Below are 16,119 nucleotides of genomic sequence, written 5' to 3' on the forward strand. Positions count from 1 at the left end.
TTCGGCAACGACCAGAGTACGTGCTGGTCGCCGAGTTTCCAAATCGGTTCTCAGCTGACGGTCGTCTTCGGCAGCTCACCGACCTGGTCCGCGGGCGGGGCCTCGACCTTCACGGGCTCGTTGAAGCCCTTGAACAGCAGGGTGGCGTCCAGCGTCGCGCCCTCCTTGGAGCCGTTCAGGGTGAGCTTGCGGGGCAGGCCGTCGCCGGCCACCCAGATGTCGAACTTGACGTCCTTGAGCTCGGCGAGGTTCGTCCTGGCCTGCTGCTGCTTGTCGGCGGGCAGCTGGCCGACGGCGGCGTCCACGGGGAACGTGCCGCTGTAGTGGGTGGTGTCCGCGCCGTTGACGCTCTCGGTGCCGACCTGCTTCACGTCCTTGGACACGGTGACCAGCTTGGTCACGTTGGCGAGGTCGAACTGCTGGATCTGGCTGAGGTACTGGTTGACCTGGTTCTGGTCGCCCACTTCGTTGAGCGCGACCTTGATCCACGGCTTGGTGGCGCCGACGAGCTGCTTGAGCGCCTCGACCTTCACATAGACGGTGTCGCCCTGGAGGACGGCGCGCACGCCGCCCGGCAGGTTCCGGCCGCCCATGTCGACGGTGTCGAGGGTCAGGTCGACGGCGAGCTGGGGCTTGCTCTGGTAGAGCATGCGTCCCTGCACCTTGCCGTTGCCTTCTTGGGGGTGCGTCACGTTCGCGACGGCGTCCACCGTGTAGCTGGTGACCTCTGCGGTCTTCTGCGCGGCCTGCGCGAGCACCTCTGAGGCGGCCAGGTTGACCTGGATGGGCTGCACGTTCGTACCGCACCCGGCGACCGAGGCCGCGATGAGAGCAGCTCCGGCCACGGCGGTGGCGAGACTTATCCTGCGCTTCAGCATGTTTTGACCCTACGGTTGGCTTGTCCCATCGTGGCGACTTCCCCGCATAAATCGGGGAAAACCCAGGGTTCTCCCCCACAGGCTGTGCACGATTTCTGCACAACCCCGCTCACCTGGAGAGATCGTCCGGGCCGAAAAACCCGGACGAAACAGCTCCGCCCCAGTGCCTGGCGGCACCCGGACAAAGCGAAAGGCCCCCGCCTGAGACAGGCGGGGGCCTTTCGAAGAACGTGCGGCCGTTACGCGTCGAGCTCGGCGGTCAGGCCACGGGTGAGGTTGGGGTCGACGGGGACGCCGGGGCCCATGGTGGTGGAGAAGGTGACCTTCTTCAGGTAACGCCCCTTGGCCGCCGACGGCTTGAGACGCAGCACCTCGTCAAGGGCGGCGGCGTAGTTCTCGATGAGCTGACGCTCGGGGAACGACGTCTTGCCGATGATGAAGTGCAGGTTGGCCTGCCGGTCGGTGCGGAACTCGATCTTGCCGCCCTTGATCTCCGTCACGGCCTTGGCGACGTCGGGCGTCACGGTGCCGGTCTTGGGGTTGGGCATGAGACCGCGCGGGCCGAGCACGCGGCCCAGACGGCCGACCTTGCCCATGAGGTCAGGGGTGGCGACCACGGCGTCGAACTCGTTGAGCCGGTTGCCCTTGGCGATCTCGTCGATCAGCTCGTCGGCGCCGACGATGTCGGCGCCCGCCTCGCGGGCTGCCTCGGCACGGTCACCGGTCGCGAAGACCAGGACCCGGGCGGTCTTACCGGTGCCGTGCGGGAGGTTGACCGTGCCGCGCACGATCTGGTCGGCCTTGCGAGGGTCGACACCCAGCCGCAGCGCCACTTCCACGGTGGCGTCGAACTTGGTGGTCGACGTCTCCTTGGCCAGCTTCGCGGCGTCGGCGGGCGTGTAGAGCTTGTCGCGGTCGACCTTGGCCGCCGCGTCCTTGTGCGCCTTGCTGCGCTTCATGTCTGTCTCCTTGTGGTACGCGGGCCGGGACCCGGCCCTCCCACGGATCTGGGAAAGGTCTTAGTCGGCGATCGTGATGCCCATCGACCGGGCGGTGCCGGCGATGATCTTCTCTGCAGCCTCGACGTCGTTGGCGTTGAGGTCGGGCATCTTGGTCTCGGCGATGCTGCGCAGCTGCTCGCGCGTCAGCCGGCCGACCTTGTCCTTGTGGGGGACGGCGCTGCCCTTGTCGAGACCCAGGGCCTTCTTGATCAGCTCAGGCGCCGGGGGCGTCTTCGTGATGAAGGTGAAGCTGCGGTCCTCGAAAATGGTGATCTCAACGGGGATGATGTTGCCCCGCTGGGACTCCGTAGCAGCGTTGTACTGCTTGACGAAGTCCATGATGTTGACGCCGTGGGGACCGAGGGCGGTACCGACCGGCGGAGCGGGCGTGGCCTGGCCAGCGGGGAGCTGGACCTTGACGAGCGCCGCGATCTTCTTCTTCGGAGGCATGAGTCCTTCTCCGGGTCCTGATCGTGATGCTGTCCGGACGCGGATGCGCCCGGACATGTCGGAAGGCCACCCTTCGCGAAAGGCGGCCGACCGAACGTCTAAGTGTAGGTGATCGTCTTAGATCTTCGAGACCTGGTTGAACGAGAGCTCGACCGGGGTCTCACGACCGAAGATCGAGACGAGCACCTTGAGCTTCTGCGACTCGGGGCTGATCTCGCTGACCGAGGCGGGCAGGGTGGCGAAGGGGCCGTCCATGACCGTGACGGACTCGCCGATCTCGAACTCGACCGTGGGGCCGCTGGCCGCCTTGGTGGTGGCCTTCTTGGCCTCCTCGGTCGGCTCGGGCGCCAGCAGCTTGGCGACCTCGTCGAGGCTGAGCGGGCTCGGCTTGTTGGACAGGCCGACGAAACCGGTCACGCCGGGCGTGTTGCGCACGGCGGCCCAGGACTCGTCGGTCAGCTCCATGCGCACCAGGACGTAGCCGGGCAGCACGCGCTCCTTGACCGGGACCTTCTTGCCGCTCTTGAACTCCTGGACGGTGTGCGTGGGCACCTCGACCTGGTAGATGTAGTCCTCCATGTTGAGCGACACGTTGCGGCTCTCGATGTTGGACTTCACGCGGTTCTCGTAGCCGGCGTAGGAGTGGATCACGTACCACTCGCCGGGGAGCCCGCGCAGGGAGCTCTTGAACTCCTCGACCGGGTCGACGTCGGGCAGGATCTCGGCCTCCGCGTCGGCGGGGGCCTCCTCCGACTCTTCGACCTCGTCGGTCTCGTCGGCCTCCTGGAGAGCCGCCTCGACGCCTTCGTCGCGAGCCTCACCCAGCTCGTCGCCCCATTCGTCGGTGGCCTCTCCCAGCTCGTCGTCGCCCCGCTCGTCGCGGGGTTCCTCGGCCGGAACAGAAGACTCGGACACGTGACCTTTCCTCATTTCCTCGAATCGAATGGTGTCGCCGTCAGCCGACACCACACGGTGTCGAGCTAGGCGGGATCACTCCCCGCCGAAGACGCGGAGGACGGCCCAGCCCAGAGCGGCGTCGAGCCCATAAACGATCGCCACCATGATCAGAACGAATACCAGAACGACCGTGGTGTAGGTGATGAGATCCTTGCGTGTCGGCCAGATGACCTTGCGGAGCTCGTTGACGACCTGCCGGTAGAAAAGGGCAGGTGAAGTGCGTGTCTTCTTCTCGCCACTGGGCTTGCCTGCGGTCTCGCCGCGCGTGTCGATCGCCACAGTCCTCACCTGAATCTGTCGTATCCAACGCAGTTTTGCGGCGCGCTTACACGCCATTATTGCGCGGACCGCACTCGCAGGGCACGAGGGACTCGAACCCCCAACCGCCGGTTTTGGAGACCGGTGCGCTACCAATTGCGCCAGTGCCCTATGTCGTCAACCACACTACCCTGATTGACTCACTGCCTGGACCGAACCGCTCGCCGACATGCGGCGGAAGGACCAGGCGAAAGCATACGGGGGATTGCCCGGTACGTCGAACCCAAACCTGATCGCCCAGGTCACGCCCGCGTGGGAGCATGGGAGGCATGTCCACGCGACCCCGTATCTCCGCAAGAATCTCCGCGATTTCCGAGTCCGCCACGCTCGCGGTGGACGCCAAGGCGAAGGCGATGAAGGCCGCCGGCCGCCCGGTCATCGGCTTCGGCGCCGGCGAGCCCGACTTCCCGACGCCCGGCTACATCGTCGAGGCGGCGGTCGAGGCGGCCCGCGACCCGCGCAACCACAAGTACACGCCGGCGGGCGGCCTTCCCGAGCTGAAGCAGGCCATCGCCGACAAGACGCGGCGCGACTCCGGCTACTCCGTCGAGCCGTCCCAGGTGCTCGTCACCAACGGCGGCAAGCAGGCCGTCTACGAGGCGTTCGCCACGCTGCTCGACCCGGGCGACGAGGTCATCGTGGTCGCCCCCTACTGGACGACCTACCCCGAGGCGATCAAGCTGGCCGGGGGCGTGCAGGTCGACGTGGTGACCGACGAGTCCACGGGCTACCTGGCCGGCGTCGAGCAGCTCGAAGCGGCCCGTACCGAGCGCACGAAGGTGCTGCTGTTCGTCTCGCCGTCCAACCCGACGGGCGCGGTCTACTCGCGCGAGGAGACCGTGGCGATCGGCCGGTGGGCGGCCGGGCACGGGCTGTGGGTGGTCACCGACGAGATCTACGAGCACCTGGTCTACGGCGGCGCCGAGTTCACCAGCATCGCCACGGCCGTGCCGGAGCTGGGCGACCGGGTCGTGATCCTCAACGGCGTGGCCAAGACGTACGCGATGACCGGCTGGCGGGTGGGCTGGCTGATCGGCCCGTCCGACGTGGTCAAGGCCGCCGCCAACCTGCAGTCGCACGCCACCTCCAACGTGGCCAACGTGTCGCAGAGGGCCGCGCTGGCCGCGGTCTCCGGCGACCTGTCGGCCGTGGCGGAGATGCGGTCGGCCTTCGACCGGCGGCGCCAGACCATGGTGCGGATGCTCAACGAGATCCCGGGCGTGTTCTGCCCGGAGCCGAAGGGGGCGTTCTACGCGTACCCGTCGGTCAAGGAGCTGCTGGGCAAGGAGCTGCGCGGCCGGCGGCCCGGGTCGTCGGCGGAGCTGGCCGAGCTGATCCTGGAGGAGGCCGAGGTGGCGGTCGTGCCGGGCGAGGCGTTCGGCACCCCCGGCTACTTCCGGCTGTCCTACGCCCTCGGTGACGACGATCTGGTCGAGGGCGTCAGCCGGATGGCCAAGCTGCTGTCCGAGGCTCACTGAGCGGCTTACGGGGCGCCCCCGCCGGCCTTCCGGGGCCGCGGCGGGGCGCCTGACGCCAGCTCGGGGAAGCGGCTCGGGAAGCGGCTCAGGAGGCGGTGGGTCTGACGGCGGCGGCGGTCTGGCGGAGCTGGGCGGTCATGCCGGGCGTGGCGGCGAGGTAGACGGCCGTGCCGGGGCTCTCCAGCCACATGAAGTTGCGCAGGCCGTCGCGGCTCGTCCAGCGCAGCGCGGGTTTGCCGCGGTAGGCGGTCAGGGTCGAGCGGGCCACCAGCGTGGCGAACTGCTCGGCCGTCCGCACGCCGCACACCACGCCCACCCGTAGCTGCTCGTCCTCGTCGTCGCGCCACGTCACGCCCCTGACCGTGAGCCGCCTGGCGAGCGCGCCCAGACGGCCGAAGGTGCCGGCGCGGGCCAGGGGCGGGGGCGCGCCGGGGATCTCCAGCCTGGTCGATCCGCAGGCCAGCGTGACGGGTTTCCCGGTCGCCGGCTCGCTCGCCGACGGCGGCGGCGGGGTGGTGCTGGGCGGTCGCGGCGTGTCGCCGCCGCACCCGCCCGTGCCCGCGGCCAGCGCGAACGTGATGAACACCGCTGCCGGGCGCCGCATCGTCCCCCCATGACTCGTGGGATCAACCAGGGAAAAGGCTCCTAGTCTCCTACAGGAGCGCGGGCCGAGGCGGCAATAGCCAGCAGCTCGCCGCCGAGTGAGTCGCTCACCCGGATCCAGGCGCCCGTGCCGGGGCGTTCCAGCCAGGCGATCACCCTGCCGCCGCGCGGATGCGCGCCCACGACCGCGGGCCGACCCCTGATCGTGGTCTCGCGGGGGTCCAGCACGCCGGCGTGCGCGCGGTAGGCGTCCCAGTCGGCGGCCACCGTGCCGTGCTCGACCTGGGCCTCCACGTAGCGCTTCGCGGTGCCGTACCTGGCCCGGACGCCGTCGGGGGCGATCGGGCCGCCGCCGCTGCGGCGCAGGCCGCGGGGCAGGTAGGTGAGCCAGAGGTCGTCGGAGACGACCGCGAGCGGGAGCTCGGGCCGCGCCGCCGCCGCGCCGGGGCGGGACGGCGCCTTCAGGGGCGGCGGGGGCACGTACGACGAGCCCGCAGAAGGCGGGTGCGGACGGCCGAAACCCGAATGGAACAGGGCATAGATGGCGAGAGCGGTCACCGCGAACGCCAGGCCGGCGAGCAGCGCGCGCCGGCCCTGCCCCGCGACGCCGGCACCCTCAGGGATCATGGACGGTTGATCCCCCGATCCGGCCGATCTCTACCGTGCCGATGCCGGACCCGCAGCCTCGGGCGACATGCGAATCCGCACCTGGGGCCAGTGGCAAAATATGGAAATGCACCGGCCCCTGCACACGCTGCCCAAAGCCCATCTCCACCTGCACTTCACCGGCTCCATGCGGCACTCGACGCTGATCGAGCTGGCCAGGGAGCAGGGGCTGCACCTGCCCGACGCGCTGGAGCAGGACTGGCCGCCGCGGCTGCGGGCCACCGACGAGCGCGGCTGGTTCAGGTTCCAGCGGCTGTACGACATCGCCAGGTCCGTGCTGAGCCGTCCCGAGCACGTCTACCGGCTGCTGCGCGAGACGGCCGAGGACGAGGCGGCGGCCGGTTCCCGGTGGCTGGAGATCCAGGTGGACCCGTCCGGGTTCGCCGCGCGGTTCGGCGGGCTCACGGCCACGCTGGAGCTGATGCTCGACGCCGCGCGGCAGGCCGCCGAGCACGCCGGGGTGCACATGCCGGTGATCGTGGCGGCCAACAGGACCAGGCATCCGCTCGACGCGAACACCCTGGCCAGGCTCGCAACCCAGTACGCCGACCGGGGCGTGGTGGGCTTCGGCCTGTCCAACGACGAGCGGCGCGGCGCGGCGCGCGACTTCGAGCGGGCCTTCCGCATCGCCAAGCGCGGCGGGCTGCTGGCCGTGCCGCACGGCGGCGAGCTGCTCGGGCCGCGCAGCGTGAGCCAGTGCATCGACGACCTGGGCGCCGACCGGGTCGGGCACGGCGTGCGGGCGGCCGAGGACCCGTGGCTGATGCAGCGGCTGGCCGACCGGCAGATCTGCTGCGAGGTGTGCCCGACGTCCAATGTGGGGCTGGGCGTGGCCGAGCGGGCGGCGGACGTGCCGCTGCGGCGGCTGTTCGACGCCGGGGTGCCGATCGCGCTGGGCGCCGACGACCCGCTGCTGTTCGGCACCCGGCTGCTGCGCCAGTACGAGCTGGCCAGGGAGGTCTACGAGTTCTCCGACGCCGAGATCGCCGAGCTGGCCCGGCAGTCGATCCGGTCCTCGACCGCGCCGGAGGCGGTGCGCAAGGAGCTGCTCAAGGGCGTGGACGACTGGCTGACCGGCTCACCGGAGTGACCCGGCGATCCGCACCGCCCGTTCCCTGGTGCCCGCGCCCTCCAGGCGGTAGGTGAGCGCGTCCCGCTGCCAGACGAGGGTGGGGGCGGCCTGGCGCAGGGGGATCTCGGTGCCGTCCTGGCGGCGGATGTAGCCGAGCGGGTGCGCGCCGGGGATCCACCAGGCCGTGGTCCCGGCCATCTCGACGTAGTCGGGCCAGGGCGGGCCGAGCTTCTTGAAGAAGAACGGGTCCACGCCGCCCTGGAACTGGTCGAGCCGGACGCCGTCCGGCCAGAACATCGACACCAGCCGGCCCTGGTCGGCGACGGTGGCGCGGGCGGGGGGCCCGAGCTCGGCCGGGGTTCTGACCTGGAACCTCACCAGGCCGGGCAGGTCGTCCGGGGCCACCGGGTGCTCGCCGGGGAGGTTCGCGGTGGTCCGTACCGGGGTGGGTGGTGTGTCGCCGAGCTGCAGCTCGATGCCGGCCAGGCGGAGGACCCGGGCCACGGCGGCGCGGCCCTGGGGGGTGGCGGCCGTGACGGCGACGACGGCCAGCACGACGGCCGCCACGATCCGCCACCGAGCCCGCCGAGTCCGCCGTGTCGGCCGTGTCGGCCGCCCGCGCTTCTGAGGCTGGACCTCCAGGCGGGCCCGGACGGCGGCGGCGACGTCGCCCGGCGGCGGGGACGGGGTGTCGAGGAGGGGGCCGAGGGCGGTCAGTTCGGCTTCCAGGTCGTCGAAGGGGTCATGCGAGCTCACCGCCCACCTCCTCCCTCAGCCGGGCCAGCCCCCGATGGGTGCTGGACTTGACGGTACCGACCGGCCAGCCGAGCACCTGGGCCGTCTCTGCCTCCGACAGTTGCAGGAAGTACCGGCACACGACCGCCTGGCGTTCCCGCTCGGGCAGGCCGCGCACGGCCGCCAGCAGCCGGGCCCGCCGGTCGGTGGCGACGGCCGCGCCCGCCGGGTCGTCGGGGGCCACCGGACCTGCCGGGTCGGCGGCGGTGAGCCGTACGGCCAGGTCGGAGCGGCGCCCGCGGGCCCGGGTCAGGTTGTGCGTCTCGTTGGCCACGATCCGCAGCAACCAGGGACGGAAGGGCGCGTCCCGCCGGAACTTGGGCAGATGGCGGAAAGCCTTGACAAACGCCTCCTGCACGACGTCCTCGGCCTCGTCGCCCGCGCCGAGCATGGCGGCGGTGCGATGGGCGAGCGCGCTGTACCTGGCGACCAGGACCTCGTAGGCCCCCAGGTCACCGTCGAGCGAGCGGGTGATCGCCTCGTCGTCGTCCATGGCGTGTCAGATTCCATCGCATCCGCCCGCGCCCGGGGAAGGGTGTTTCACGCATCAGGTCATCCTCAGGGGCATTAGACTCGTGCAATCCGTCTGCCCCTCAAAGGAACGGGACTATGTCTTCTGGGTATGACCGTGTAGTGCAACCGGCGGCCGGTGACGAGGCCCTGGAGAACCACCTGGGTGGGGACGAGGCCAAGAACTATCGGCAGTACGAGTTCGACATGGTCGCCCCGCACGTCGGCCGTTCGATGCTGGAGATCGGCTCCGGGCTGGGCCACTTCGCCGAGCAGTTCCTGCCGCGGCTCGACCGCCTGGTCGTCAGCGACTTCGACCCCTACTGCGTCGAGCAGCTGGAGAAGCGCTTCGAGGGTCGCGACGACATCGACGTCCTGCAGTTCGGCCTGCCGACCGAGATCCCGCTGAAGGACAAGGTCGACACCGTCGTCATGATGAACGTGCTGGAGCACATCGAGGACGACGCCGAGGCGCTGCGCTCGCTGGCCCGCGTCACGCTGCCCGGCGGCCGGATCATCATCTGGGTGCCCGGCTACATGCAGCTTTACGGAGACTTCGACCGCAAGGTCGGGCACGTCCAGCGCTACACGCCCAAGACCCTGCGCGCCACGGTGGCCAAGGCTGGGCTCGACATCGACGTGCTCAAGCCGATCAACTTCCTGGGCGGCATCGCCTGGTGGGCGGCAGTCCGGCGGGGCGGCGTGGGCTACCCCGACCCGCGCCTGGTCAAGATCTACGACCGCACGGTGGTCCCGGCCACGCGGCTGATCGAGCGGTTCATCACCCCGCCGTTCGGCCAGACGGTGTTCTGCGTGGCCCGCGTCCCGCAGCAGTAGCCCGCAGCAGTGGGCCCGGCCGCCACCCGGTGGGTTGGTGGCGGCCGGACGTTTTTCTACTTGATCGAGCCGGCGGTCAGTCCGCCGACGACCTTCCGCTCGATCAGCGCGAACAGGATGATCACCGGGATGGTGGCGATCACCGAGCCCGCGAAGAGGTTCTGCCAGTCCACCTGGTACTGGCCGATGAACGAGTTCAGCGCGACCGTGAGCGGCTGGTTGGCCGGGGTCGTGGTCAGGGTCAGGGCGACCACGAACTCGTTCCACGCCGCGATGAACGTGAAGATCAGCGCGGTGATCACGCCCGGCATGGCCAGCGGCAGCGTGATCCGGAACAGCGCGCCGAAGCGGCCGTTGCCGTCGATGAAGGCGGCCTCCTCCAGCTCACGCGGGATCGAGGCGAAGTAGGCGTTCAGGATCCACACCGCGAACGCCAGGTTGAACCCGCCGTTGACCAGGATCAGCGACCAGATCGAGTCCACCAGGCCGAACTGGTAGAACTCGCGGTAGATGCCGACGAGCATGGCCGTGGGCTGGAACATCTGGGTGATCAGCACCAGGATCAGGAACGCCGTGCGCCCCCGGAACTTGTGCCGGGCCGAGTAGTACGCGGCCGGCAGCGCCACGAGCAGCACCAGGATCGTCGAGCCGCCGGCGACCTTGAGCGTCACCCACAGGTTCCCGGCCAGGCCGCTGGTCCAGAAGTTGGCGAGGTTCGACCACACCCACTCGTCGGGCCAGAACGTCACCTCGCGCAGCGAGTCCTGCGACCGCAGCGAGGTCAGCAGCATGACGAGGTACGGGAACAGGAAGACGAACGCGACGAGGTAGGCCGCGGCCGCCACGATCACGGTCTTGAGCCTGGGCATGCGGCGCTGCGCCCGTCCGCGGTGGCCGGGCTGGTGGCGCGCGCCGGCCTTGGACATGGTCTGCACGGCCATCACGCCACCTCCTTGTTCCAGCGCGACACCTTGAGGAAGATCATGGTTAGCACGATGACCATGCCGAAGTTCACCACGGACATCGCGGCCGACTCACCGATGTTCGAGCCCTTGAGGATGAACATGAGGATGGTCGAGGTGGCCGTCGAGTAGCCCGGCTGGCCGTGGGTCATCGCCCAGATGATCGGGAAGCTGTTGAAGACGTTCATCACGTTGATCAGCGCGGCGACGGTGAGCGCGGGGCGCAGCAGCGGCAGCGTGATCGACCAGTACGTCCTGAGCTTGGTGGCGCCGTCCATCTTGGCCGCCTCGTAGACGTCGGCGGGGATGGTCGCGAGCCCGGCCAGCAGCGCGTACGTCGTGAACGGCACCGAGACGAAGACCGCCACGAACACCAGCCACGGCATCGCGCTGGAGGCGTCGCCGAGCTGGTCGGCGGAGGCGCCGCCCATCGCGTCGATGAACCCGAGCTTGACCCTGATCTGGTTGATCACGCCGACCTCGGGGTCGAGCATCCACTTGAAGATGATCGCCGTCATCAGCACCGAGGCCGCCCAGGGCGCGATGAGCGCCCAGCGGGCGATCTTGCGGCCGGGGAAGCGCTGGTTGAACAGCTGGGCGAGGGCGAGCGAGATCAGCACGGTGAGCGCGACGACCGCGACCACCCAGATCACGCTGCGGATCATGATGTCGGCGAAGTCCTTCTCACCGAACAGCTTCGTGTAGTTGTCCGGGAAGTTGTTTCCCTGGACCACTCCGAACCGGCTGATCTTGAGGAACGACGACCGGATCATCTCGATCACGGGCCAGAGCACGACCAGCGCGATCAGCACCACGGCCGGCCCGATCCAGGCCAGGGGTTCGAAGGCGCGCAAGCTTCTCATGAGGAACCTTCCATGACGGTGGAGCCGGCGCGGGGACGCGACCCGCGCGCCGGCTCCACAGACACCCGCTGGATCAGCTGGCTTCGGCGGTCTTCTGCAGCTCGCCGAGGACCTTGGCCGGGTCGTCCTTGACGGCGCCGCCGATGGTCTGCTTGATCGCCGGGTTCACCTCGGCCCACTTCGGGTCCTGGAACGGGTAGAAGCTGGCGTTGGGCAGCGCGTCGAGGAACGGCTTGAGCTTCTCGTCACCCGACAGCTTCTGGATGCCGCCGTTGGTGACGGGCAGCAGCTTGTAGGTGTCGGAGATCTTCTGCGCCGCGTTGCCGGTGTAGAAGAAGTCGAAGAACTTCTTGATCTCGGCGGCGTGGCCGTTCTTGTTGAACGCCATGATCCAGTCCATGACGCCGAGGGTGGTGTCGAGCGGGCCGGACTTGCCGGGGATCGCCGTGACGCCGTAGTTCTTCAGGCCGGCCGCGTCGAAGATCGGGATGGACATGGGTCCGCCGTTGACCATGCCGACCTTGCCCGCGCCGAAGTCCTCCCAGACCGTCTTGCGGTCCTTGGTGCCCGGGTTCGGGGTGGTGAGGCCGGCGTCGACCAGGCCCTTCATGTAGGTGAAGGTCTCGACGTTCTGCGGGGAGTTGATGGCCCACTTGCCGGAGGCGTCCTTGTAGCCGCCGCCGTTGCCCAGCATCCACAGGAACGACTCGCCCTGAGCCTCTTCCTGGCCCAGCGGGAGGCCGAACGGCTGGCTCACGCCGGCCTTCTTCAGCTTCTCGGCGGCGGCCTTGAGCTCGTCCCAGGTCTTGGGCGGCTCGGCGATGCCGGCCTTGGTGAACAGGTCCTTGTTGTAGAACAGCGCGCGGGCGGAGGAGACGAACGGGATGCCGTAGCCGGTGCCGTCCACCTTGCCGAAGTCGGCGAACTTCTGCAGCATGTCGCCGGAGACGTTCGGGGACAGGACCTCGTCGACCTTGTAGAGCAGGCCGTCCTTGACGAAGCCGGAGTAGTCGCCGGTCTGCAGGATGTCGGGCACCTGTCCGTTCTGGACCATGGTGGCGACCTGCTTGTCGATGTCGTTCCAGTTGATGACCTGGACGTCGACCTTGATGTTGGGGTTGGCCGCCTGGAACTCGTCCACGACGCCCTTCCAGAACGTCTCGCCCGAGTTCGGCTTACCGGGGCCGTCGCCGTAGTCGGCGGCGACCATCTTGAGGGTGACCTGGCCGCCGCCCGAGGCCTGGGTGTTGTTCCCGCCGCCACCCGAACCGCCGTCGGAGCCGCAGCTGGACAGGACCAGCATCGTGGCAAGGCCGAGAGCGGCGCCGCCCACAAGCTTCATGTTCACTGGTGATACCGCCTTCTCGTCGGACGGGCCGCTGGTCCGTACCAGCCACCTGACCCCGTCCAAAGGGATTAGGGGTGCGAGAGCCACAGCTCAACGCGTTTGCGCCAGAGTAAGCCCGTGTTCAGCAGCCGGTCTATACCGGCTGGTATCGGTTTGAAAACACTCAGGGCAGAAAAAGCTCACAACCGGTCTAGACCGGGCGTCACAGGATCTTTCTCCGCACGTTCTCGCCGCCGTCCGGCGTGCCGATCCACGGGCCCTCGATGGACGGGTCGAGGATGCCCTCCTCCAGGAACTCGTAGCGGCCGTCGAGCACGTACCGGGCCAGGCGCGCGTCCTGCTCGTCGCTGTTGTCCCAGAGCTCGTCGAACAGCGTGCGGACGCGGCGCCGGGCCTGGCGGCAGAAGGTGTCGGCCAGCTCGTACGGCCTGCGCCCGAGGTCGTCGGCGTCCTCCTCGGCCTTCACGCAGACGGCCGTCATGGCGAACAGCTCGGCCCCGATGTCGACGATCCGCCCGAGGAAGGACTGCTTGTGCTCCAGCCTCCCCTGCCAGCGGGACATGCCGTAGAAGGTGGACCGGGCCAGCTTCCTGCTGGTCCGCTCCACGAACCGCAGGTGCTGGGCCAGCGGGCCGAAGGCGGTGTAGCCCGTGGGCAGGCTGCCCGAGCCGGCCACCAGGGTCGGCAGCCACCCGGCGTAGAAGCGGCTCGCCCGGCCGAGCGCGCGGGCACGTTCCTGAGGGGACGCCTCGGGGTTGATCAGCTCGCCGGCCGCGGTCAGGTGCGCGTCCACGGCCTCGCGGGTGATCATCAGGCGCATGATCTCGGAGGAGCCCTCGAAGATGCGGTTGATGCGGGAGTCGCGCAGCATCTGCTCGGCGGGCACGCCGCGCTCGCCGCGGGCGGCCAGCGACTCGGCGGTCTCGTAGCCGCGGCCGCCCCTGATCTGGACCAGTTCGTCCAGCGCCCGGTACGACAGCTCGGTGGCGTACAGCTTGGCGAGGGCGGCTTCGATCCTGATGTCGTTGCGCCGGTCGTCGGCCAGGCGGGCGGTGAGCTCGCTGACGGCCTCCAGCGCGTACGCGGTGGCCGCGATGAAGGCGATCTTGGTCGCCACGGCCTCGTGCCGGCCGACCTTGCGACCCCACTGCTCGCGGGCGTTGCCCCACTCACGGGCGATCTTCACGGCCCACTTGACGCTGCCCGCGCAGGTCGCCGGGAGGGACAGCCGGCCGGTGTTGAGGGTGGTGAGCGCGATCCGCAGCCCTTGGCCCTCCTTCCCGATCAGGTTCTTGGCCGGCACCCTGACCTGGGAGAGCTCGGTGACGCCGTTCTCGATGCCGCGCAGGCCCATGAAGCTGTTGCGACGCCTGACCGTGATGCCCGGACTGTTCCCCTCGACCACGAACGCGCTGATCTTCTCGCCGGTCCTGGCCATGACCACCAGCAGGTCGGCGACGACGCCGTTCGTCGTCCAGAGCTTGACGCCGTTCAGCACGTAGTCGTCGCCGTCGCGCACGGCGGTCGTGGACAGGCGGGCGGGGTCGGAGCCCACGTCCGGCTCGGTGAGCAGGAAGGCGGAGATCTCACCGGCCGCGCACCTGGGCAGGAACTCCCGCTTCTGCTCCTCGGTGCCGAACTGCTTGAGCGGCTGCGGCACGCCGATCGACTGGTGCGCCGACAGCAGCGTGGCCAGCGCGGGGCAGTAGGAGCCGACCAGCGTGAGGGTGCGGCAGTAGTACAGGTAGGGCAGGCCGAGGCCGCCGTACTCGGTGCCGATCGTGATGCCGAACGCCCCGAGGGCGGCCAGGCCCTTGACCACCTCGTCCGGCACCTGCGCGGTGCGCTCGATGAGGGCCGGGTCGACCTGGGTCTCCAGGAAGCGCCGCACCGCCCGGACGAACTCCTCGCCCCGCTCGGCGGCCTCGGCCGGCAGCCCGGGCGCCGGATGCACCAGGTCCAGCCGGAGATCGCCGAGGAACAGCTGCTTGGCGAAGCTGGGGAGCCTCCATTCCCGCTCCCTGGCCTGCTCGCCGACCTGCCTGCTCTCCGCGTACGTGGTCTGCTCAGTCATGGCACCCTCCCGACGGTGCGCCGTCATGTGCAGGGAGTACTGCCCGCCTGAGGGCTTTAAGCACGCCCAGCGCGACGACGGCCAGCACGGCCGGCACCGCCAGGAAGGCTCCGCAGCACGCCAGCGCGACCGCCGACATGCCGGTCGCCACGACGGCGGTGACCCGCGGCCGTCCGGCGGGCAGCACCCGCACCGCCGCCGCCACGCCCGCCGCCGTGACGGCCGCCAGGCACGCCGAGGTCGCCCGCATCAGCAGGTCCAGGTCCACCGCCCACACCACGACCGGCACCGTCAGCACGGCCAGCGCCCCGAGGCTCCGGTACGGCGACCGTCCCCCGGCGAGCCAGGCGGGCATGGCCCCGTCCCTGGCCAGCGCCACCCCCAGCCGCGCCGCCCCCGCCAGGTACGTGTTGACCGCCCCGAACGTCAGCAGCACCGCCAGCACCCCGGTCACCGGCCGCGCCACTCCCCCGAGGCCGGCCTCCAGCAGCGCGCTCAGCGGCACGCCCGGCATGTCCGCGCCGAGCACGCCGACCGAGGTGACGCTGACGCCCAGGTACAGCAGGCCGACCACGACGAGGGTGACCACGGTGGCCCTGGTCAGGCCGTGCCTCCCGCGCCTCCCGCGCCTCCCTACGGCGAACTCGGCCGACAGGTGGCTGGCCGCCTCCCAGCCCACGAAGGCGAACATGAGCACCCCGGCCGCGCCGGCCACCCCGGCGAGCCCGTACGGGGCGAAGGGGGTGAAGTGGTCGAGGTCGGCCCGCGGGGCGGCGGTGACCACGGCGACCGCCAGCAGGGCGACGAGCAGCGCGACGGAGACGAGCTGCAACCGCCCCGAGGTACGCAGCCCGGCGGCGTTGGCGGCGAATGCCGCGGCCAGGATCAGCACGCCGGCCAGGGTGCCGTCCACGCCCAGGCACGCCTCGACGTACCGGCCGCCCACGAGCGCGCCCGCCACGGTCCCGACCGGCACGGCCCCGTAGAACCACCAGCCGACCACGGCGGCGGCCCGCGGCCCGAAGGCCAGCCCCACGAAGCTCGCCACCCCGCCCCCGCCGGGATGCCGGACGCCGAGCGCCGCGAACGTCAGCGCCACCGGCACGCTCAGCGCGAGCAGCCCCGCCCAGGCCAGCACGGAGGCCGGCCCCGCCGCCGCGGCGGCCAGCTGCGGCAGCACCAGCATCCCCGGCCCCAGCACCGCGCCCACCAGCAACGCCGCGCCCTGCCCCACACCCATCCGGCCCTGTTCAGTCATGCCCGCGAAAGTAGCCCGATCGTTCGGCCCCAACCCGGCTCCACCGAAC

Annotated in this window: 17 protein-coding genes and 1 tRNA gene; 3 read left to right on the top strand and 15 right to left on the bottom strand. The window is 70.0% G+C overall.

What is annotated here, in order from left to right; genetic code table 11:
• Positions 1–50 precede the first annotated feature (50 nt).
• From ACIBK9_RS00080 to ACIBK9_RS00105, 6 genes are all read right to left on the bottom strand, one after another.
• Positions 51–878 carry a DUF1396 domain-containing protein gene (locus ACIBK9_RS00080; RefSeq protein ID WP_397153951.1) on the bottom strand — a complete coding sequence of 276 codons (828 nt, stop codon included), beginning with the start codon at positions 876–878 and terminating at the stop codon, positions 51–53.
• A 239-nt stretch (positions 879–1,117) separates the two neighbouring features.
• Positions 1,118–1,837 carry a 50S ribosomal protein L1 gene (gene rplA / locus ACIBK9_RS00085; RefSeq protein WP_352325431.1) on the bottom strand — a complete coding sequence of 240 codons (720 nt, stop codon included), beginning with the start codon at positions 1,835–1,837 and terminating at the stop codon, positions 1,118–1,120.
• Positions 1,838–1,897: 60 nt separating this feature from the next.
• Entirely contained in the window at positions 1,898–2,329 is a 432-nt protein-coding gene (gene rplK / locus ACIBK9_RS00090; RefSeq protein WP_125642947.1) for a 50S ribosomal protein L11, read from the bottom strand.
• A 117-nt stretch (positions 2,330–2,446) separates the two neighbouring features.
• Positions 2,447–3,259: a transcription termination/antitermination protein NusG gene (gene nusG, locus ACIBK9_RS00095; protein ID WP_397153953.1), complete on the bottom strand. Its 813-nt coding sequence runs from the start codon at positions 3,257–3,259 to the stop codon at positions 2,447–2,449.
• Between the two features lie 60 nt (positions 3,260–3,319).
• On the bottom strand, positions 3,320–3,565 hold the full coding sequence (gene secE / locus ACIBK9_RS00100) for a preprotein translocase subunit SecE (RefSeq protein ID WP_125642950.1): 246 nt from the start codon (positions 3,563–3,565) through the stop codon (positions 3,320–3,322).
• Between the two features lie 77 nt (positions 3,566–3,642).
• Positions 3,643–3,715: transfer RNA gene (locus ACIBK9_RS00105), tRNA-Trp, on the bottom strand.
• Between the two features lie 158 nt (positions 3,716–3,873).
• On the opposite strand from ACIBK9_RS00105, the gene ACIBK9_RS00110 reads away from it, so the two are divergent.
• Positions 3,874–5,082 carry a pyridoxal phosphate-dependent aminotransferase gene (locus ACIBK9_RS00110; RefSeq protein ID WP_397153955.1) on the top strand — a complete coding sequence of 403 codons (1,209 nt, stop codon included), beginning with the start codon at positions 3,874–3,876 and terminating at the stop codon, positions 5,080–5,082.
• Between the two features lie 85 nt (positions 5,083–5,167).
• Here the strand turns inward: ACIBK9_RS00110 and ACIBK9_RS00115 are convergent, their stop codons facing one another.
• Both ACIBK9_RS00115 and ACIBK9_RS00120 read right to left on the bottom strand, forming a co-directional pair.
• Positions 5,168–5,686 (bottom strand): hypothetical protein, encoded by a 519-nt coding sequence (locus ACIBK9_RS00115; RefSeq protein ID WP_397153957.1) that lies wholly within the window; start codon positions 5,684–5,686, stop codon positions 5,168–5,170.
• 41 nt (positions 5,687–5,727) lie between these two features.
• A complete protein-coding gene (locus tag ACIBK9_RS00120) occupies positions 5,728–6,312 on the bottom strand; it encodes a hypothetical protein (RefSeq protein WP_397153959.1) in 585 nt (194 codons plus the stop codon).
• Positions 6,313–6,418: 106 nt separating this feature from the next.
• On the opposite strand from ACIBK9_RS00120, the gene ACIBK9_RS00125 reads away from it, so the two are divergent.
• Positions 6,419–7,441: an adenosine deaminase gene (locus ACIBK9_RS00125; RefSeq protein WP_358289143.1), complete on the top strand. Its 1,023-nt coding sequence runs from the start codon at positions 6,419–6,421 to the stop codon at positions 7,439–7,441.
• On the opposite strand, the gene ACIBK9_RS00130 is transcribed toward ACIBK9_RS00125, so the two are convergent.
• Positions 7,430–8,179 carry a hypothetical protein gene (locus tag ACIBK9_RS00130; RefSeq protein ID WP_397153961.1) on the bottom strand — a complete coding sequence of 250 codons (750 nt, stop codon included), beginning with the start codon at positions 8,177–8,179 and terminating at the stop codon, positions 7,430–7,432. The two genes, ACIBK9_RS00125 and ACIBK9_RS00130, sit on opposite strands and share 12 nt — an antisense overlap.
• Positions 8,166–8,711: an RNA polymerase sigma factor gene (locus tag ACIBK9_RS00135; protein WP_352355329.1), complete on the bottom strand. Its 546-nt coding sequence runs from the start codon at positions 8,709–8,711 to the stop codon at positions 8,166–8,168. The genes ACIBK9_RS00130 and ACIBK9_RS00135 overlap by 14 nt, the downstream gene beginning before the upstream one ends.
• 116 nt (positions 8,712–8,827) lie before the next feature.
• Between ACIBK9_RS00135 and ACIBK9_RS00140 the strand changes: the two genes are divergently transcribed.
• On the top strand, positions 8,828–9,565 hold the full coding sequence (locus ACIBK9_RS00140) for a class I SAM-dependent methyltransferase (RefSeq protein ID WP_397153964.1): 738 nt from the start codon (positions 8,828–8,830) through the stop codon (positions 9,563–9,565).
• A gap of 56 nt (positions 9,566–9,621) precedes the next feature.
• Here ACIBK9_RS00140 and ACIBK9_RS00145 read toward each other — a convergent pair whose 3' ends face one another.
• The 5 genes from ACIBK9_RS00145 to ACIBK9_RS00165 all read right to left on the bottom strand — a co-directional run bounded on the left by ACIBK9_RS00145 (position 9,622) and on the right by ACIBK9_RS00165 (position 16,070).
• The gene (locus ACIBK9_RS00145; protein ID WP_397153966.1) at positions 9,622–10,506 is read right to left on the bottom strand and encodes a carbohydrate ABC transporter permease; all 885 of its coding nucleotides are present in this window, start codon (positions 10,504–10,506) and stop codon (positions 9,622–9,624) included.
• Positions 10,506–11,390: a carbohydrate ABC transporter permease gene (locus tag ACIBK9_RS00150; protein ID WP_397153968.1), complete on the bottom strand. Its 885-nt coding sequence runs from the start codon at positions 11,388–11,390 to the stop codon at positions 10,506–10,508. The genes ACIBK9_RS00145 and ACIBK9_RS00150 overlap by 1 nt, the downstream gene beginning before the upstream one ends.
• 73 nt (positions 11,391–11,463) lie before the next feature.
• The gene (locus ACIBK9_RS00155) at positions 11,464–12,732 is read right to left on the bottom strand and encodes an extracellular solute-binding protein (RefSeq protein ID WP_387679208.1); all 1,269 of its coding nucleotides are present in this window, start codon (positions 12,730–12,732) and stop codon (positions 11,464–11,466) included.
• A gap of 208 nt (positions 12,733–12,940) precedes the next feature.
• Positions 12,941–14,812, bottom strand: coding sequence for an acyl-CoA dehydrogenase family protein (locus tag ACIBK9_RS00160; RefSeq protein WP_397153969.1), 1,872 nt, complete (start codon positions 14,810–14,812; stop codon positions 12,941–12,943).
• Complete coding sequence (locus ACIBK9_RS00165) at positions 14,805–16,070, bottom strand: APC family permease (RefSeq protein ID WP_397153971.1); 1,266 nt, start codon at positions 16,068–16,070, stop codon at positions 14,805–14,807. The genes ACIBK9_RS00160 and ACIBK9_RS00165 overlap by 8 nt, the downstream gene beginning before the upstream one ends.
• Positions 16,071–16,119: the final 49 nt, after the last annotated feature.

The organism is Nonomuraea sp. NPDC050227, assembly GCF_044459705.1.
GTDB lineage: Bacteria > Actinomycetota > Actinomycetes > Streptosporangiales > Streptosporangiaceae > Nonomuraea.